The organism is Pseudomonas sp. (assembly GCF_050739935.1).
Classification (GTDB): domain Bacteria; phylum Pseudomonadota; class Gammaproteobacteria; order Pseudomonadales; family Pseudomonadaceae; genus Aquipseudomonas.
In genome coordinates this window covers 1-15739 of the sequence record NZ_JBOICF010000029.1, presented here as the reverse complement: position 1 = coordinate 15739, position 15739 = coordinate 1, and the positions used below count along the sequence as shown (strand labels likewise).

Sequence of the window (15739 nt, the reverse complement as noted above, 5' to 3'; positions counted from 1 at the left end):
CGGTATGTCTGTGCCAAGTGAGGTAACTGGCACTCCGCTTTCGCCAGCAAGCCGGCTCCTACAGGTTTGCTGGTGAGCTGCCGAAGTGGTCGGCAACAAAACCGTCACCGTTTGAACAATCCCTTGATTGCATCCTTGAGCTCGGGACTGACCTTGTCCCCCAGCTTTTCGTCGATCTTGTCGCCGATGCGATCGGTGGCGAGCTTCGCGGCGACTTTGCCCAGCCCTTCGTTGTCGAGGCGGCAGGCTTTAGCGCCCAATTCCAGCGGGCCACGGCAAAGGATCGGCCATTCGATGCCGACGAAGCGTGGATTCACTTCACAGGCCGGGTCCGGCATGTCGCTCTTGTCACCTTCAATGATCACGCCGACGCGATAGTTCATCCCCATCACGCGCAGGTCGATGTCGCCATCACCGTTGACGCTCAGGCCTGGCGTGCGGACTTTGAGGTCCGGGTTGCTGGCCACACCGTTGCGGAACACCAGATTACCGTTGAGCTGCTGGAACGGCGTGTCCTTGCCACGCGGCTCGCCGCTCAGCGTCTTGCGATTGAGCACCGAAATCCCCCGGCAAAGCTGCTGCTCGAGGTTGGCATTGACCAATACACCGTCGTGCAGTGCGAAGTTGGTGGTGCCGTTGAGGCTTTCCACCAGCGCTTTCTGGCTGTTGCCCTTGGCCGTGACGTCGCTGTTCAGCGTCAGCAAGCCACGCAGCGGCGGCGTGGTGCCCTGACTCTGGATGAACTGCTCGACCGGCACTCTGACGATGCGTGTTTGTACGCTGGCCAGCGGCACTTCAGGGCGTACGTCGAGGTTGCCCTTGACTTCGAAGTTGCCGTTGTAGAGGTCGCCGCGCAGGCTGTCGAGTTTGACCACGCCATCGAGCGCCGAGGTTTTCAGCGCGGCATTCTGGATTGGCAGTTTCTCCACCGTCAGCTTGCCGAAGCTCAGATCGGCGTCGACATCGAGCTTGCGCATGCGCTCCAGCGGCAGCAGCCTCGCATCGCTCCAGGCGCCCTGCGTCGGCTGGTTCGGCAGCGGCGATGTACCCGATGCAGCCATGGCTTCGGCCTCACCGCTTTGCACTTCGGATTTGCGCGCAGCACCAGCGGCCTTGGCCTGATCGCTTTGCGGCGGACGATAACGGTCGGCGTCGAAGGTGTCGGCCTTGAGTTGCAGGCGCAGTGACTGCCGGGCGAAGTCTTCGACGGCCACTCGACCGGTGAAAGTGCTGTCGTCGACTTTTAGTGTCAGGTCATCCAGTGAAACGCTGTTTTGCGTTGCCGCGATACGGCTGACCATTTCCAGGCGGGTCAGGCTGTTTTCGCCCAAAGTCGGCGCGGTCTGGCCGATGCTGTCGAGGAATTCGCGGACGTTGAATTGAGCGATGGAAATGCCGCCGCTCAGTTGAGGTGCCTTGTCCAGATCACGAACATGCAGCTCGCCCAATGCACGCAACTGGTTGGCCGACAGCTTGAGGTTGGTCCATTCGGCAACGTTGGCCGACATGTCTGCCAGCAGTTGGCCTTGCGCCGAGAACGTCAGGGTCTTGCCCTGCAGCGGATCGCCTGCCGCTTCGCCCGAGAAACGCATGTCATCAAGTTGATAACGCTTGAGCGCGCGGTCGAAGCGCAGCTTGCCGGTGAGTTCGGTCTTGGTCCGCACGACCGGCTGATTGGTGCTCAGGAACGCCGTCAGCTTGACCGGAATATCGGTCGCGTTGTGAACCGGCCCGGTACTCAGCTGAATGCTCTCGGCGGTGAATTGCCGGGCCTTCTGCATGTCGTTGAAGTCAATGCGGGCGTTGTTCACGGTCAGGCTGTCGATGTCCAGCTTCAGCGGTTGCCACGCTCTCTCTGCCTTGGCCGTGTCATCGGGTTTAGGCTCTGTGGCAGGCGCTGGCGGCTGAGCCGGATTGGCCGCAGTCGCTGGCGCCTTGCCGATGTCTTCCCAGTTGCCATGGCCGCTTTCATCGCGGGTCAGCATCAGGTTCAGACCTTCGACGCGCACGTCGCTCATCTGCACTTCCTTGCGCAGCAGCGGCAGCACGCGTACGGATAGACCGAGCATCTGCAAGTCGGCGAAAGGTTTGCTCGGCTCGGTCAGCGTGGCGATGCTTGCGTCGTGCAACTCCAGGCCCAGCCAGGGGAACAGGCTCCAGCCGATATCGCCATTGAGGGTCAGCTCGACGTGCGCCCGGTCGCGAACCAGTTTACGAATCTCGTCTTTGTAGTCGTTGGGATCAAACAGATGGGTCAAGGCGAAGCCGAGAGCCACGATGATCAGCAACAGCCCGAGAATGAATAGTCCCAGGATTTTGCCGAACGCTTTCATGGGCGAGTCCTTGTATCGAGTCGTTCAAAATTTAGCCCGCGAGTATAGCGTTCTCACGCAGGCGTCGGGCTTCGATCGGCCGTGCGAGGTGTCCGAGGAATGTACGCAAAAAACGCGGCAGCAGGAAATGGCTGTCGATGCGGTGGGTTCCTACAGATCGTGTCGTCGATTCAGACAAGACAGACGGTATAAAAAAGGTAGTAGCAGAATGCTGTATCTGTTGCGGCAAATGCTAATCTCTCGCCGTTCGCAGGTCATACTGCGTCGAATTGTCACGTAATGAGACTTTCTGCCGATAAAACTCCCGATGCCAGCGTGTATTAAGAGGGGTGGCGGAGCGATGTCGCTGTTCTTGCGGGGCACAACTACAAATAGGGGCAAAAAATAATGACTTCGAGCACTGCTCTGGGCGGCTCTGTCGCTCAGCCTGCGTTCTTGTCCAAAGAGCGCATTATCGCCAAACGTGGCTTCAACCGCTGGCTGGTTCCGCCAGCTGCGTTGGCCATTCACCTGTGTATCGGCATGGCCTATGGTTTCTCGGTGTTCTGGTTGCCGCTGTCCAAGGCAATCGGCGTCAAGGCCGCGGTTGCATGCCCGGCTGACATGGGTTTTTTCGAGCAAATCTTTTCGTCTGGCTGTGACTGGCCGATCTCGATGCTCGGCTGGATTTACACCCTGTTCTTCATCTTCCTGGGCTGCTCGGCGGCCATCTGGGGCGGCTGGCTGGAGCACGCAGGCCCGCGCAAGGCCGGTGTGGTCTCGGCGCTATGCTGGTGTGGCGGTCTGCTGATCTCGGCGTTGGGTATCTACACCCACCAGATCTGGCTGATGTGGATTGGTTCCGGCGTGATCGGCGGCATTGGTCTGGGGCTGGGCTACATCTCCCCGGTGTCGACCCTGATCAAGTGGTTCCCGGACAAGCGCGGCATGGCGACCGGTATGGCGATCATGGGCTTCGGTGGTGGTGCAATGGTGGGCGCTCCATTGGCGACCGCACTGATGAGCCACTTCGCGACGCCAGACAGCGTGGGCGTATGGCAGAGCTTCGTGGCCATGGCCGTGATCTACTTCATCTTCATGATCGGCGGCGCTCTGGCGTACCGCGTTCCGCCTACCGGCTGGAAACCTGAAGGCTGGACCGCGCCTGTGAAGAAAACCAAAAGCGCGATGATCACCAACCGCCATGTACACGTCAGCGTCGCGTGGAAAACCCCGCAATTCCGTCTGGTATGGCTGGTGCTGTGCCTGAACGTGTCCGCGGGTATCGGCATTCTCGGCATGGCTTCGCCGCTGCTGCAGGAAGTGTTTGGCGGCAAACTGCTGGGTACCGATCAGGGCTTTGCGCAACTGGACGCTTCGCAACTGGCCGCCATCGCTGCCATCGCCGCGGGCTTCACCGGTCTGCTGAGCCTGTTCAACATCGGCGGCCGCTTCTTCTGGGCCTCGTTCTCCGACTATATCGGCCGTAAAGCCACCTACTTCGTATTCTTCGCCCTGGGCTTTTTGCTCTATGCGTCGGTTCCGACCCTGGGTCACCTTGGCAGCGTTGCGCTTTTCGTAGCGGCGTTCTGCGTGGTGCTGTCGATGTACGGCGGCGGTTTCGCGACCGTGCCGGCTTATCTGGCCGACCTGTTCGGTACGCAAATGGTCGGCGCGATCCACGGCCGTCTGCTGACTGCCTGGGCTGCGGCGGGCGTGCTGGGTCCGGTGCTGGTGAACTACCTGCGTGAATATCAATTGAGCCACGGCGTTGCGCGCGCCGATGCTTACGACATCACCCTGTACATCCTCGCGGGTCTGCTGGTGCTGGGTTTCATCTGCAACATGCTGGTGCGTCCGGTGGCCGACAAATACTTCATGACCGACGAGCAATTGAAGGCTGAACAGGCCATCGGCCACGATGCTGGCGCGGATCACACCACTTCGCTGGAGTGGAAAGCCGATCCGGGCACCAAGCCGCTGGCGATCCTGGCCTGGCTGGCGGTGGGCATTCCGCTGGCGTGGGGCGTTTGGGTCACGCTGCAGAAAACGGCGGTGTTGTTCCATTAAGCCGCTGTCGATGTCGGCCTGAGCATTCTCAGGCCGACATCGTAACTGTTGGAGCCGGCTTGCTGGCGAACCCGGAGTTTCAGGCGACTCATTTGCCGCTGATCCACCGCATTCGCCCGCAAGCCGGCTCCTACAGGTCATTTGTACAGACATGTATATCTTCGTCAGCGGCTATTCAGCCCGTCAGCCATAACACGTCTCGTGTTTCTGTTTCCCCTCCACACGCCTATAATGTCCGCCTTTTCGCCCAATGATTTTGCGGAGCTGGTGATGGCCGAACGTAAGGCGTTCGTCGAGCGCGACACCCTGGAAACCCAGATCAAAGCCTCGATCAACCTGGATGGCACCGGAAAGGCCCGATTCGATATCGGCGTTCCTTTTCTTGAACACATGCTCGACCAGATCGCCCGTCACGGGTTGATCGATCTGGATATCGAAAGCAAGGGCGACCTGCATATCGACGACCACCACACCGTGGAAGACGTCGGTATCACCTTGGGTCAGGCCTTCAGCAAAGCCATTGGCGACAAAAAAGGTATCCGTCGCTACGGCCATGCCTATGTCCCGCTGGATGAAGCCCTGTCGCGTGTGGTCATCGACTTCTCGGGTCGTCCTGGCCTGCAGATGCACGTGCCGTACACCCGCGCAACGGTCGGCGGCTTCGACGTGGACCTGTTCCAGGAGTTCTTCCAGGGCTTCGTCAACCACGCCAATGTCACCCTGCACATCGACAACCTGCGCGGCCACAATACCCACCATCAGATCGAAACCGTGTTCAAGGCATTCGGCCGCGCACTGCGCATGGCCGTTGAACTGGACGAGCGCATGGCCGGGCAGATGCCTTCGACCAAGGGCGTGCTGTAATGCAGACGGTTGCTGTTATCGACTATGGCATGGGCAACTTGCACTCGGTGGCCAAGGCCCTCGAACACGTGGGCGCCGGGCGTGTGCTGATCACCAGCGATGCTGACGTGATTCGTGAAGCCGACCGCGTCGTCTTTCCCGGCGTTGGCGCGATTCGCGATTGCATGGCTGAAATTCGCCGCCTGGGCTTCGATGCGCTGGTGCGTGAAGTCAGTCAGGACCGCCCGTTCCTCGGCATCTGCGTCGGCATGCAGGCGCTGATGGATCGCAGCGAAGAGAACGATGGGGTGGATTGCATCGGCGTATTTCCGGGACAAGTGCGTTTCTTCGGTAAGGATCTTCACGAAGACGGCCAGCACCTGAAAGTCCCGCACATGGGCTGGAACGAAGTGACGCAAGCAGTGGATCACCCGCTGTGGCACAGCATTCCGGACAAGGCCCGCTTCTATTTCGTGCACAGCTACTACATCGACTCGCCTAACCCTCGGCAGATCGTCGGTCGTGGTCATTATGGCCGTGACTTCGCTGCGGCCCTGGCTGACGGCTCGCGTTTCGCTGTGCAGTTCCACCCTGAGAAGAGCCATACCCATGGCCTGCAATTGCTGCAGAACTTCGCCGCGTGGGACGGTCGCTGGTAATGAGCAAGAAGAACAGACCGCCGATCCTGACCCTCACTTCCGAGCAGGAGAGCGAGGCGTGTCACAAGATCAAGCGGTTCATGGAGGACCGCTTCGAGCTGGACCTGGGTTCGTTCGAAGCAGCCGAAATCCTTGAGTTGTTCACTCGCGAAATTGCGCCGCACTATTACAACCGGGCGATTTTCGATGTTCAGGCGCATTTGAAAGAGCGCTTCGAGAGCATCGAAAGCGACGTCTGGGCGCTCGAGAAAAATTAAAGGCAGCGACGAGCGTCGAGCTTCGCGCTGCAAGAATGGGTAGATGCGCAGACTTGCAGCTTATAGCTCGCAGCTTGCAGCTCTCTTTTTGACGAAGGAAAAAGCATGCTGATTATTCCCGCTATCGACCTTAAAGACGGTGCCTGCGTGCGCCTGCGCCAAGGCCGTATGGAAGATTCCACGGTGTTCTCCGATGATCCGGTGAGCATGGCGGCCAAGTGGGTCGACGGTGGTTGCCGCCGTCTGCATCTGGTCGACCTGAACGGGGCGTTCGAAGGCCAGCCGGTCAACGGTGAAGTGGTCACCGCCATCGCCAAGCGTTACCCGAACCTGCCGATCCAGATCGGCGGCGGTATTCGGTCGTTGGAAACCATCGAGCACTACGTCAAGGCTGGCGTGAGCTACGTGATCATCGGCACCAAGGCGGTCAAAGAGCCTGAGTTCGTCGCCGAAGCCTGCCGAGCGTTCCCTGGCAAGGTGATTGTCGGCCTGGATGCGAAGGACGGTTTCGTCGCGACCGACGGCTGGGCTGAAGTCAGCTCGGTTCAGGTGATCGACCTCGCAAAGCGTTTCGAAGCGGACGGCGTCTCGGCCATCGTTTATACCGACATCGCCAAAGACGGCATGATGCAAGGCTGCAACGTGCCATTTACGGCTGCGCTGGCTGCGGCCACGAAGATCCCGGTCATCGCTTCGGGCGGCATTCACAACCTGGGTGACATCAAGGCGCTGCTGGATGCGAAAGCTCCGGGCATCATTGGTGCGATCACTGGCCGCGCGATTTATGAAGGCACGCTGGACGTGGCAGAAGCTCAGGCGTTCTGCGATTCGTACAAAGGCTGACAAGCATCGATCCTGTGGGAGTGAATTCATTCGCCAAGCGGTAGTACATCCGATGAAGATGCATCGGCTGTACGGGCCAATCGCGAATGAATTCGCTCCCGCAGGGATCCGGTTTCGAATCAAATTTTGACGTTGGGCACATTCCCAACCGTTTTCGGAGAATAGGCCCATGGCCCTCGCCAAGCGCATCATCCCCTGCCTGGACGTCGACAATGGTCGCGTGGTCAAGGGCGTGAAGTTCGAGAACATCCGCGATGCGGGCGATCCGGTTGAGATCGCTCGCCTTTACGACGAACAGGGTGCTGACGAGATTACCTTTCTCGACATCACTGCCAGCGTCGATGGCCGCAACACCACGCTGCATACCGTCGAGCGCATGGCCAGCCAGGTATTCATTCCGCTGACCGTAGGCGGTGGCGTGCGGACGGTGCAGGACATTCGCAACCTGCTCAATGCCGGTGCCGATAAGGTGTCGATCAATACCGCTGCAGTGTTCAATCCCGAGTTCGTTGGCGAAGCGGCTGCGCGTTTCGGTTCGCAGTGCATTGTCGTGGCCATCGATGCCAAGAAAGTGTCCGCGCCGGGTGAGGAGCCACGCTGGGAAATCTTCACCCACGGCGGGCGCAAGCCGACCGGTCTGGATGCCGTGATGTGGGCTAAGAAGATGGAAGGCCTGGGTGCTGGCGAGATTCTGTTGACCAGCATGGATCAGGACGGCATGAAGAACGGTTTCGATCTTGGCGTCACCCGCGCGATCAGCGACGCGCTGGGGATTCCGGTCATTGCGTCGGGGGGTGTGGGCAATCTGCAACATCTGGCGGACGGCGTTCTGGACGGCCACGCCAGTGCTGTGCTGGCGGCGAGTATTTTCCACTTCGGCGAATACACCGTGCCGGAAGCCAAGGCGTTCATGGCCAAGCAGGGGATTGTGGTTCGCTGATAGCGAATGCGAACATCTCACCTGTGGAGCGAATTCATTCGCGAGGCGGCAGTACATCCAATGAAGATGCCTCGAATGTAAGTGCCAATCGCGAATGAACTCGCTCCCACAGGGTTGGTGCGTCGCGTTGTGATCATCACCCAATCCCCGCAATAGACGCTGCGGGACACCTCTGTTCTGAAACCGACCATAGCCATTACCGAACTGGACAATGCCCGGTGTTAGCGGCACTCTCATGCCGTCGTCAGGATCGGGTGCCAGGGATATGTTCAAAGGTGTTTTTCTTGCGCTGATCAGCGTCGTTGCATTGCTGTCAGGGACTGCCAAAGCAGATGGCGCATCCGCGTATTCAATGGTCCTTCTGACCGAAAACTTCCCACCGTATAACATGGCCGCCGACGGCAAGAATTTCGCCCAGGAAAGCAATATCAAGGGCATTGCCGTCGAGATCGTGCGTGAGACGTTCAAGCGCGCCGGCATTGGCTACAACATGACGCTGCGCTTCCCTTGGGATCGTATCTACAAACTCGCTCTGGAAAACCCCGGCTACGGCGTGTTCGTGACGGCGCGCTTGCCTGAGCGTGAAAAACTCTTCAAATGGGTCGGTCCCATCGGCCCGGATGACTGGGTCATGCTGGCTAAAGCCGACAGTCCGGTTCAGCTGAACACGCTCGAAGATGCCCGGCAATACAAGATCGGCGCCTACAAAGGCGATGCGATTGCCGAGCAGTTGGGGCGACAGGGCATGAACCCGATCACTGTGCTCAGTGACAAGGACAACGCCCGGAAACTGGCCGAAGGGCAGATCGATCTGTGGGCGACGGGTGACCCGGCCGGCCGTTACCTGGCGCGTCAGGAAGGGGTAACCGGGTTGAAGACCGTTCTGCGCTTCAACAGCGCCGAGTTGTTTCTGGCGTTGAACAAGGACACGCCGGACGAAGTGGTCAAGAAGCTCCAGACCGCGCTGGATCAACTACGCAAAGAGGGGATGGTCGACAGCATTCTTGGGAAATATCTGTAAATCCGGGTTGCCAATATCCCCTTGTGGGAGCGAATTCAGTCGCGAGAGGTACGTTCGGTCGATGCATCTCTATCGCCTGACATATTTTCACGACTGAATTCGCTCCCACAGAAGACCGCATTAAGTCGGTAGCGCATGCGGCGTGTCGCGAGCGAGCTACCGATAAACCCCATTCTTTCCATGCCCGGCCATCGCCTGATTGCCACGAATGCTGATCATGTGGCGCATCTCGACCCACTCGATGCCCTGCGATTTGAGCTTGGGCATTTCGCGTTCCAGCACACCCATCGTCACCGGATACGGGTGGCCGATCATCACCGCCGAACCCTGTTTGTGCGCCAGCCTGATCGCGGTCTGAAGTTGGCCGTAGATGGCCTCGGCAGTGCGCTCGTCGTCCAGGAACACGTCCCGCGAGACACTCGCCAGGCCAATCTTCTGCGCCTCGGCGGCGGCCAGGGTTTTGGCGCTGGTTCGGCTATCGACCAGGAATAGATGGCGCCGTTGCAATTCACCCACCAACCAGGTCATGGCGACAGGCTCGGCGGTCATGCGGCTGCCCATATGATTGTTGATCCCCGCGGCGTACGGGACTTTCAGCAGCGCTGCGTTCAGGCGCGACTCAAGCTCGGGCAGCGGCAACTCCGGATGCCAGGCGTAAGGCCCGGTCGCGGGGTCCATCGGCATGTGCAACATTACCGTCTTGCCCGCCTTGTGTGCCTGGCGGGCAAACTCGGTGGCGTGCGGGGTGTCAGGCATGATCGCCAGCGTCACTGGGCCTGGCAGGGCCAGCGCGCGGCTGTCCTTGTCGGGGCTTTGTCCGAGATCGTCGATGATCAGGGTGAGGTAGGCGACCTTCGGCGATTTGCCGTCGGTTTCGGAAGATTCGGCGGGCGCCGCATGCGCGGCCCCCATCATCACTGCAAGGGCCCAGACGAGCCCGGTCAACCAGAAGCGCATATCAATTGCCGCGTGTGACACTCAATCCCTTGAGCAGACTGAGGGCCTGGTTCAGCTGGTAATCGTCGTCCTGCGGACGCGCCTTGCCAGCCTTGGATTTGGTGGTCGGTCTGTCCGCGCCGCCATTGCCGTTGCCCAGGTGACCGAGCAGGTCGGCCTCTTTGTAGTTCTCGCCATCGGCTTCGGCCGTGACTTTGGCACGTTTGACTTCGATGTCCGGGTTGATGCCCTGCGCCTGGATCGAGCGTCCATTGGGCGTGAAATACAGTGCCGTGGTGATCTTCAACGCGCGATCGTTGGCCAGCGGCAGTACGGTCTGCACCGAGCCTTTCCCGAATGTATCGGTGCCCATCAGGATGCCGCGCTTCTGATCCTGCAACGCGCCAGCGACGATCTCGGATGCTGAGGCGCTGCCGCCGTTGATCAGCACAACCAGAGGCGCGCCTTCGCTGGCGTCGGCCGGGTCTGCCGAGAAGCGCAGTTCGGAGTTGGCGATACGGCCTTTGGTGTAGACGATCAGCCCCTTGGTCAGGAAGTGATCGGCCACTTCGACAGCCGACTGGAGCACACCACCGGGGTTGTTGCGCAGGTCCAGGATCAGCCCGCTCATCTTTTTGCCGTTGTCCTTGCGCAGCTTGGCCAGGGCTTTGCCCACCTCTTCGCCAGTCTTGACCTGGAATTGGGTGATGCGGATGTAACCGTAACCCGGCTCCAGCATCTGCGACTTCACGCTCTTGACCTGAATGGTCGCCCGCGCGAGCGTCACGTCGAATGGGTTGCCGCCGTCGCGCACCAGCGTCAGGGTGATCTTCTCGCCAAGCTTGCCGCGCATCTTGTCGACCGCTTCCTGCATGGTCTGACCCTGGGTCGGCGTGCCATTGATCTTTACGATCAGGTCGCCGGCCTCGATGCCTGCCTTGGAAGCTGGCGTGTCATCGATAGGCGAGACAACCTTGATGAATCCGTCTTCGACGCCGACTTCGATGCCCAGACCACCGAACTCGCCGCTGGTGCTTTCTTGCAGCTCCTGGAAGTCTTCCGGTCCCAGATAAGCGGAGTGCGGGTCAAGGTTGCTGAGCATGCCCTTGATGGCGTTCTCCAGCAGCGTCTTGTCATCCACCGGCTCGACATAAGCGGCCTTGATCCGGTCCATCACCTCGGCGAAGGTGCGCAGCTCATCGAGCGGCAGCGGCGCCTTGATGTTCGCGGCGTTGGCTGGCGCGGCAGCAGCAGCTGGCGCCGGAGCAGGGGCGGCACCGGCAGCCATGGCCTGCGGAGCACCGATAATCACGGCGATAGTCAGGGCCAGCGAGGTGAGGCGGGACGAAAACAGCATGTCTTACGAACTCCTGAGTGAGGTGTCGACTTATCCTTGAGTGCGACACCATTGGGCCGGATCACTAGGGCGACCCTGCTGACGAATAGCGAAATACAGCGCCGGAGTGTCCTGACCGCCACCACTGTTGCCTACAGTCGCGATCGCTTCCCCGGCTTTTACAACGTCCCCAGCTTCTTTCAACAGACTCTGGTTGTGACCGTACAGACTCAAATAGCCGTTGCCGTGATCGAGAATGACCAGAAGGCCAGCCCCGCGCAACCAGTCGGCGAAGACCACACGACCGCCATGCACGGCGCGTACCTGACTGCCTGCGGCAGCGCTGATCATCACGCCATCCCATTTGGTTCGCTCGTCATCACCGCGGCTTTCACCGAAACGTGCCAACAATCGACCATCGACAGGCCATGGAAGTTTTCCCTTTGCTTGCGCAAAAGCGCCACCGAACGACTCCCCGGCGCTGGAAACCATTGCACCGGGAGCCTTTGTCGGCCGGCGAGGTGCTTCATCGCTGTCGTCCTTGCCTCGACTTTTCGCCAGGGCCTCCTGCTGCTCACGCTGGCGCTTCTCGGCTTCCTGCTGGGCCAGCAGCGCTTTCTGACGCGCCTCTTCCGCTTCCCGGGCCTGACGGGCGAGGGTTTCTTCGATGGTCTTCAGGACTTTGGTCAGATCCGCCTGATCCTGCTGCCGAGCCTGTAGCTTCTGGTCGCGGGCCTTGTAATCCTGATTCAGCTTGGCCAGTGCGACCTGGCGCTCTTGACGGACGGTATCGAGCTGGGACTTCTGGTCATCCAGCGAGCTTTTCTGTACCAGCAGTTGCGCTTGCTGCAGGTCGATGTCTTTCTCGACCTCGGCCAGCTGACGCAGGGTCTCGTTGAAATTGCGTAGCTGTTCCAGGCGGGCCTGGCTCAGATAATCGTAATAGGTGAGGGTGCGGGCGAATTTTTCGGGGTTTTGCTGATTGAGCAGCAGCTTGAGGTATTCCTGGCGGCCACTCTGATAGGCAGCGCGAGCCTGGATCGCTATCAGTCGTTGCTGTTCAATGCGTGCGCTTTGGAGTTTTTTTTTCTCCTGGTCGAGCCGTTGAAGCTCGCTTTCACTCTTTTTTAGTTCTTTTTGCAGGGCCTCCACCTGCTTTTCCAGCTTGCCCATTTGCGTTTCGGTTGTGCGCAGATCTTTCTGCACGCCTGATTTTTCTTCCTGGAGCTGGCCCAGGGCCTTTTTCAGTTCAGTAATGTCCTGACGTGTGGCATCCAGTTGTTTTTGGGTTTGTGCGCGCTCGTCGTCGGCAAAGGCCGGATTGAGCAGACAAATCAAAGCAAGGGCGATCAGGGCGCGGAGCATGGGGTCGGGCGATACCAGGAGTGAAGACGGGCTTAGTATGCCCGCCGAAGGCTGCAAAAAAAACGCTCATAGGGCGCCGCTTTCAGACATTTCATACAAAAACCGGCCCTGTCTTGCGAAGACGAGCCGGTTTATGACGACCTACTTGGCAACCAGAATCGATTTGCCGGTCATCTCTTTCGGAATTTCCATACCCAACAGTGTCAGCATGGTTGGCGCCACGTCAGCGAGAACGCCGCCTTCGCGGACTTTAAAGTCGCGCTTGCCCACGTAGATGAAGGGCACCGGCTCAGTGGTGTGAGCGGTGTGCGGCTGGTGGGTTTCCTCGTTGGTCATTTGCTCGACGTTACCGTGGTCAGCGGTGATCAGCGCCTCGCCACCGACCTTTTCCAACGCTTCGGTGATGCGACCGACACACACGTCCAGGCACTCGACCGCCTTGATAGCCGCTTCCATGATGCCGCTGTGGCCAACCATGTCGCCGTTGGCGTAGTTGACGATGATCACATCGAAACGCTGGTTCTCAATGGCTTCGACGATCCTGTCGGTAACTTCAGGTGCGCTCATTTCCGGCTGCAGGTCGTACGTCGCGACCTTTGGCGATGGGATCAAGATGCGCTCTTCGCCCGGGAACGGTTCTTCGCGGCCGCCGGAAAAGAAGAAGGTCACGTGGGCGTACTTCTCGGTTTCGGCGATGCGCAGCTGGGTCTTGCCGTTATCCGACAGGTATTCGCCCAGCACATTGTGCAGACTGCCAGCGGCGAACGCCGAGGGGGCAGGGATGTTGGCAGCGTATTGGGTCAACATCACGAAGCCAGCAAGTTTTGGCTGACGCGCGCGGTTGAAGTCCTTGAAGTCGTCTTCGACGAATACGCGGGTCAGTTCCCGGGCGCGGTCGGCGCGGAAGTTCATGAACACCACCGCGTCGCCGTCTTCGACCTTGACCTGCTCGCCGATGCGGGTGGCTTTGACGAATTCGTCGTTTTCGCCACGCTCGTACGCAGCGTCTACGCCGGCCTTGGCGGTGTCAGCCTGGAATTCCGACTTTCCATCGACGATGAGGTTGTAGGCCGATTCGACGCGATCCCAGCGATTGTCGCGGTCCATCGCGAAGTAGCGACCGATGATTGTGGCCGTACGACCTTTGCCCAGACGACCGTAGGCCGCTTCCATTGTGTCGAGGTATTGGTGCGCGCTGCGTGGCGGTGTGTCGCGGCCATCGAGGAAGGCATGCACGTAGACCTTCTCGGCGCCGCGTTTGACGGCTAGTTCAACCATCGCCACCAGGTGATCTTCGTGGCTATGTACGCCGCCATCGGAAAGCAGGCCCAGGATATGCACGGCCTTGCCGTCACTTACCGCTTTGTCTACCGCGTTGCAGATGGCCGGGTTTTCAAAGAAGTCGCCGTCGCGGATCGCTTTGGTCACCCGAGTGAAGTCCTGATACACCACGCGCCCTGCACCCAGGTTCATGTGGCCAACTTCGGAGTTGCCCATCTGCCCGTCAGGCAGACCGACATCCATACCGGAACCAGAGATCAGGCCGTTGGGCATGGTCTTGTACAGGCGATCGAAGGTCGGCATTTTCTTCTCGGCCGTCGCTGAGTAGACCGCGTTGCCATCGTGGCTGTCGCTGTGACCGAAGCCATCCAGGATGATCAGAACCAAAGGTTTAGGCGTGGTAGTCATGAATCCCACTCTTGGCTAATAGGTGAAGTAGAAAAAAGATCGGCATTCTAGGGCGAAGTTCAAAACACGTCACTGCCGTACGGGCTTTGGCCGACCTTGGGGGCTGTGTATACTGGCCGACATTTTAACGCCCTGGAACCTGATGATGGTTGCTCACCTGATTGAATTTGCCACTAACCACTATTTGCTGGCTGGCGCTTTTGTCATCCTGCTGGCGCTGTTGATCGCAACGGAGCTCAGCAAGGGCGGCCGCAGCCTGAGCACTGGCGAGCTGACTGCACTGGTCAACCGTGACGAAGCCGTCGTCATCGACGTGCGTCCCAAGAAGGATTACGCCGGCGGGCATATCGTCGGCGCGTTGAGTTTTCCGCAGGACAAGGTGATGAGCCGTACTGCGGAGCTTGAGAAGTACAAGTCCAAGACTCTGATCATCGTCGATGCCGCGGGTCAGCACGCCGGTCACGTCGCCCGCGAATTGCTCAAGGCCGGCTTCACCGCCGCCAAGCTGTCGGGTGGTGTTTCGTCGTGGCGCGGTGACAACCTGCCTTTGGTGAAGTGAAATGGCTGACGTCGTCGTCTACTCCAGCGATTATTGCCCTTACTGCTCTCGCGCCAAGTACCTGCTGCAGAGCAAGAAAGTCGACTTCGAGGAAATCAAAGTCGACGGCAAACCACAGATTCGCGCTGAAATGACCAAAAAGGCCGGGCGCACGTCGGTTCCGCAGATCTGGATCGGCTCGGTCCATGTCGGCGGTTGTGACGATCTGTTCGCACTGGAGCGCGCCGGCAAGCTCGACGCGCTGTTGAGCGCCTGAATTCGAACCCTACAAGACCTCAAAAGTGAGAAGGATCTGAAATGACCGATGAAACGAACAACGGCGCCACTTCCAACGAAGAAGCTCCACAGTTTTCCCTGCAGCGCATCTACGTCCGCGACCTCTCGTTCGAAGCGCCAAAAAGCCCGGCGATCTTCCGTCAGGAGTGGACTCCAAGCGTCAGCCTTGACCTGAATACTCGTCAGAAGCAGCTGGAAAACGATTTCTACGAAGTCGTGCTGACCCTGTCGGTCGAAGTGAAGAACGGCGACGAAATCGCGTTCATCGCTGAGGTCCAGCAAGCCGGTATTTTCCTTATCAAGGGCCTGGACGCCTCTTCCATGAGCCACACGCTCGGCGCATTCTGCCCGAACATTCTGTTCCCGTACGCGCGCGAAACCATCGACAGCCTGGTGGTCCGCGGTTCGTTCCCGGCACTGATGCTGGCTCCGGTGAACTTCGACGCCCTGTACGCTCAAGAGCTGCAACGCATGCAGGAAGCTGGCGAAACACCAACGCCTACCGTTCAGTAAGCACCGCTGCCTGGATGAAAAAAGCGCCTGTAATGGGCGCTTTTTTTTGTGGATTCACCGGTGGTCACATTTGTAGGAGCCGGCTTGCTGGCGAACTAGGTGTGTCAGTCGACATCATTG

General features: G+C 59.4%; 15 protein-coding genes. 10 read left to right on the top strand and 5 right to left on the bottom strand.

Going from position 1 to position 15739, the window contains the following annotated elements; translation table 11 throughout:
* Positions 1-104 precede the first annotated feature (104 nt).
* Positions 105-2333 carry an AsmA family protein gene (locus ACRER8_RS04755; protein WP_431745202.1) on the bottom strand — a complete coding sequence of 743 codons (2229 nt, stop codon included), beginning with the start codon at positions 2331-2333 and terminating at the stop codon, positions 105-107.
* Positions 2334-2720: 387 nt separating this feature from the next.
* On the opposite strand from ACRER8_RS04755, the gene ACRER8_RS04750 reads away from it, so the two are divergent.
* From ACRER8_RS04750 to ACRER8_RS04720, 7 genes are all read left to right on the top strand, one after another.
* On the top strand, positions 2721-4382 hold the full coding sequence (locus tag ACRER8_RS04750; RefSeq protein WP_431745201.1) for an OFA family MFS transporter: 1662 nt from the start codon (positions 2721-2723) through the stop codon (positions 4380-4382).
* 270 nt (positions 4383-4652) lie between these two features.
* The gene (gene hisB, locus ACRER8_RS04745; protein ID WP_110950632.1) at positions 4653-5246 is read left to right on the top strand and encodes an imidazoleglycerol-phosphate dehydratase HisB; all 594 of its coding nucleotides are present in this window, start codon (positions 4653-4655) and stop codon (positions 5244-5246) included.
* Complete coding sequence (hisH, locus tag ACRER8_RS04740; RefSeq protein ID WP_431745200.1) at positions 5246-5884, top strand: imidazole glycerol phosphate synthase subunit HisH; 639 nt, start codon at positions 5246-5248, stop codon at positions 5882-5884. The genes hisB and hisH overlap by 1 nt, the downstream gene beginning before the upstream one ends.
* The gene (locus ACRER8_RS04735) at positions 5884-6141 is read left to right on the top strand and encodes a DUF2164 domain-containing protein (protein ID WP_431745199.1); all 258 of its coding nucleotides are present in this window, start codon (positions 5884-5886) and stop codon (positions 6139-6141) included. Before hisH ends, ACRER8_RS04735 begins: the two co-directional genes overlap by 1 nt.
* Positions 6142-6246: 105 nt before the next feature.
* The gene (gene hisA, locus ACRER8_RS04730) at positions 6247-6984 is read left to right on the top strand and encodes a 1-(5-phosphoribosyl)-5-[(5-phosphoribosylamino)methylideneamino]imidazole-4-carboxamide isomerase (RefSeq protein WP_431745198.1); all 738 of its coding nucleotides are present in this window, start codon (positions 6247-6249) and stop codon (positions 6982-6984) included.
* Positions 6985-7153: 169 nt separating this feature from the next.
* On the top strand, positions 7154-7924 hold the full coding sequence (gene hisF / locus ACRER8_RS04725) for an imidazole glycerol phosphate synthase subunit HisF (RefSeq protein ID WP_431745197.1): 771 nt from the start codon (positions 7154-7156) through the stop codon (positions 7922-7924).
* 265 nt (positions 7925-8189) lie between these two features.
* On the top strand, positions 8190-8945 hold the full coding sequence (locus ACRER8_RS04720) for a substrate-binding periplasmic protein (protein ID WP_431745196.1): 756 nt from the start codon (positions 8190-8192) through the stop codon (positions 8943-8945).
* 156 nt (positions 8946-9101) lie between these two features.
* Here the strand turns inward: ACRER8_RS04720 and ACRER8_RS04715 are convergent, their stop codons facing one another.
* From ACRER8_RS04715 to gpmI, 4 genes are all read right to left on the bottom strand, one after another.
* Positions 9102-9902 carry a divergent polysaccharide deacetylase family protein gene (locus ACRER8_RS04715; protein WP_431745195.1) on the bottom strand — a complete coding sequence of 267 codons (801 nt, stop codon included), beginning with the start codon at positions 9900-9902 and terminating at the stop codon, positions 9102-9104.
* Between the two features lies 1 nt (position 9903).
* Complete coding sequence (locus ACRER8_RS04710) at positions 9904-11238, bottom strand: S41 family peptidase (RefSeq protein WP_431745194.1); 1335 nt, start codon at positions 11236-11238, stop codon at positions 9904-9906.
* 30 nt (positions 11239-11268) lie between these two features.
* Entirely contained in the window at positions 11269-12582 is a 1314-nt protein-coding gene (locus ACRER8_RS04705; RefSeq protein ID WP_431745193.1) for a murein hydrolase activator EnvC family protein, read from the bottom strand.
* A gap of 141 nt (positions 12583-12723) precedes the next feature.
* Positions 12724-14271 (bottom strand): 2,3-bisphosphoglycerate-independent phosphoglycerate mutase, encoded by a 1548-nt coding sequence (gene gpmI, locus ACRER8_RS04700; RefSeq protein WP_431745192.1) that lies wholly within the window; start codon positions 14269-14271, stop codon positions 12724-12726.
* Positions 14272-14416: 145 nt separating this feature from the next.
* On the opposite strand from gpmI, the gene ACRER8_RS04695 reads away from it, so the two are divergent.
* From ACRER8_RS04695 to secB, 3 genes are read left to right on the top strand one after another with little or no spacing between them, the layout of a single operon-like run.
* On the top strand, positions 14417-14830 hold the full coding sequence (locus ACRER8_RS04695) for a rhodanese-like domain-containing protein (protein ID WP_431745203.1): 414 nt from the start codon (positions 14417-14419) through the stop codon (positions 14828-14830).
* Between the two features lies 1 nt (position 14831).
* Complete coding sequence (gene grxC, locus ACRER8_RS04690) at positions 14832-15086, top strand: glutaredoxin 3 (protein ID WP_431745191.1); 255 nt, start codon at positions 14832-14834, stop codon at positions 15084-15086.
* Between the two features lie 41 nt (positions 15087-15127).
* The gene (secB, locus tag ACRER8_RS04685; RefSeq protein WP_431745190.1) at positions 15128-15619 is read left to right on the top strand and encodes a protein-export chaperone SecB; all 492 of its coding nucleotides are present in this window, start codon (positions 15128-15130) and stop codon (positions 15617-15619) included.
* Positions 15620-15739: the final 120 nt, after the last annotated feature.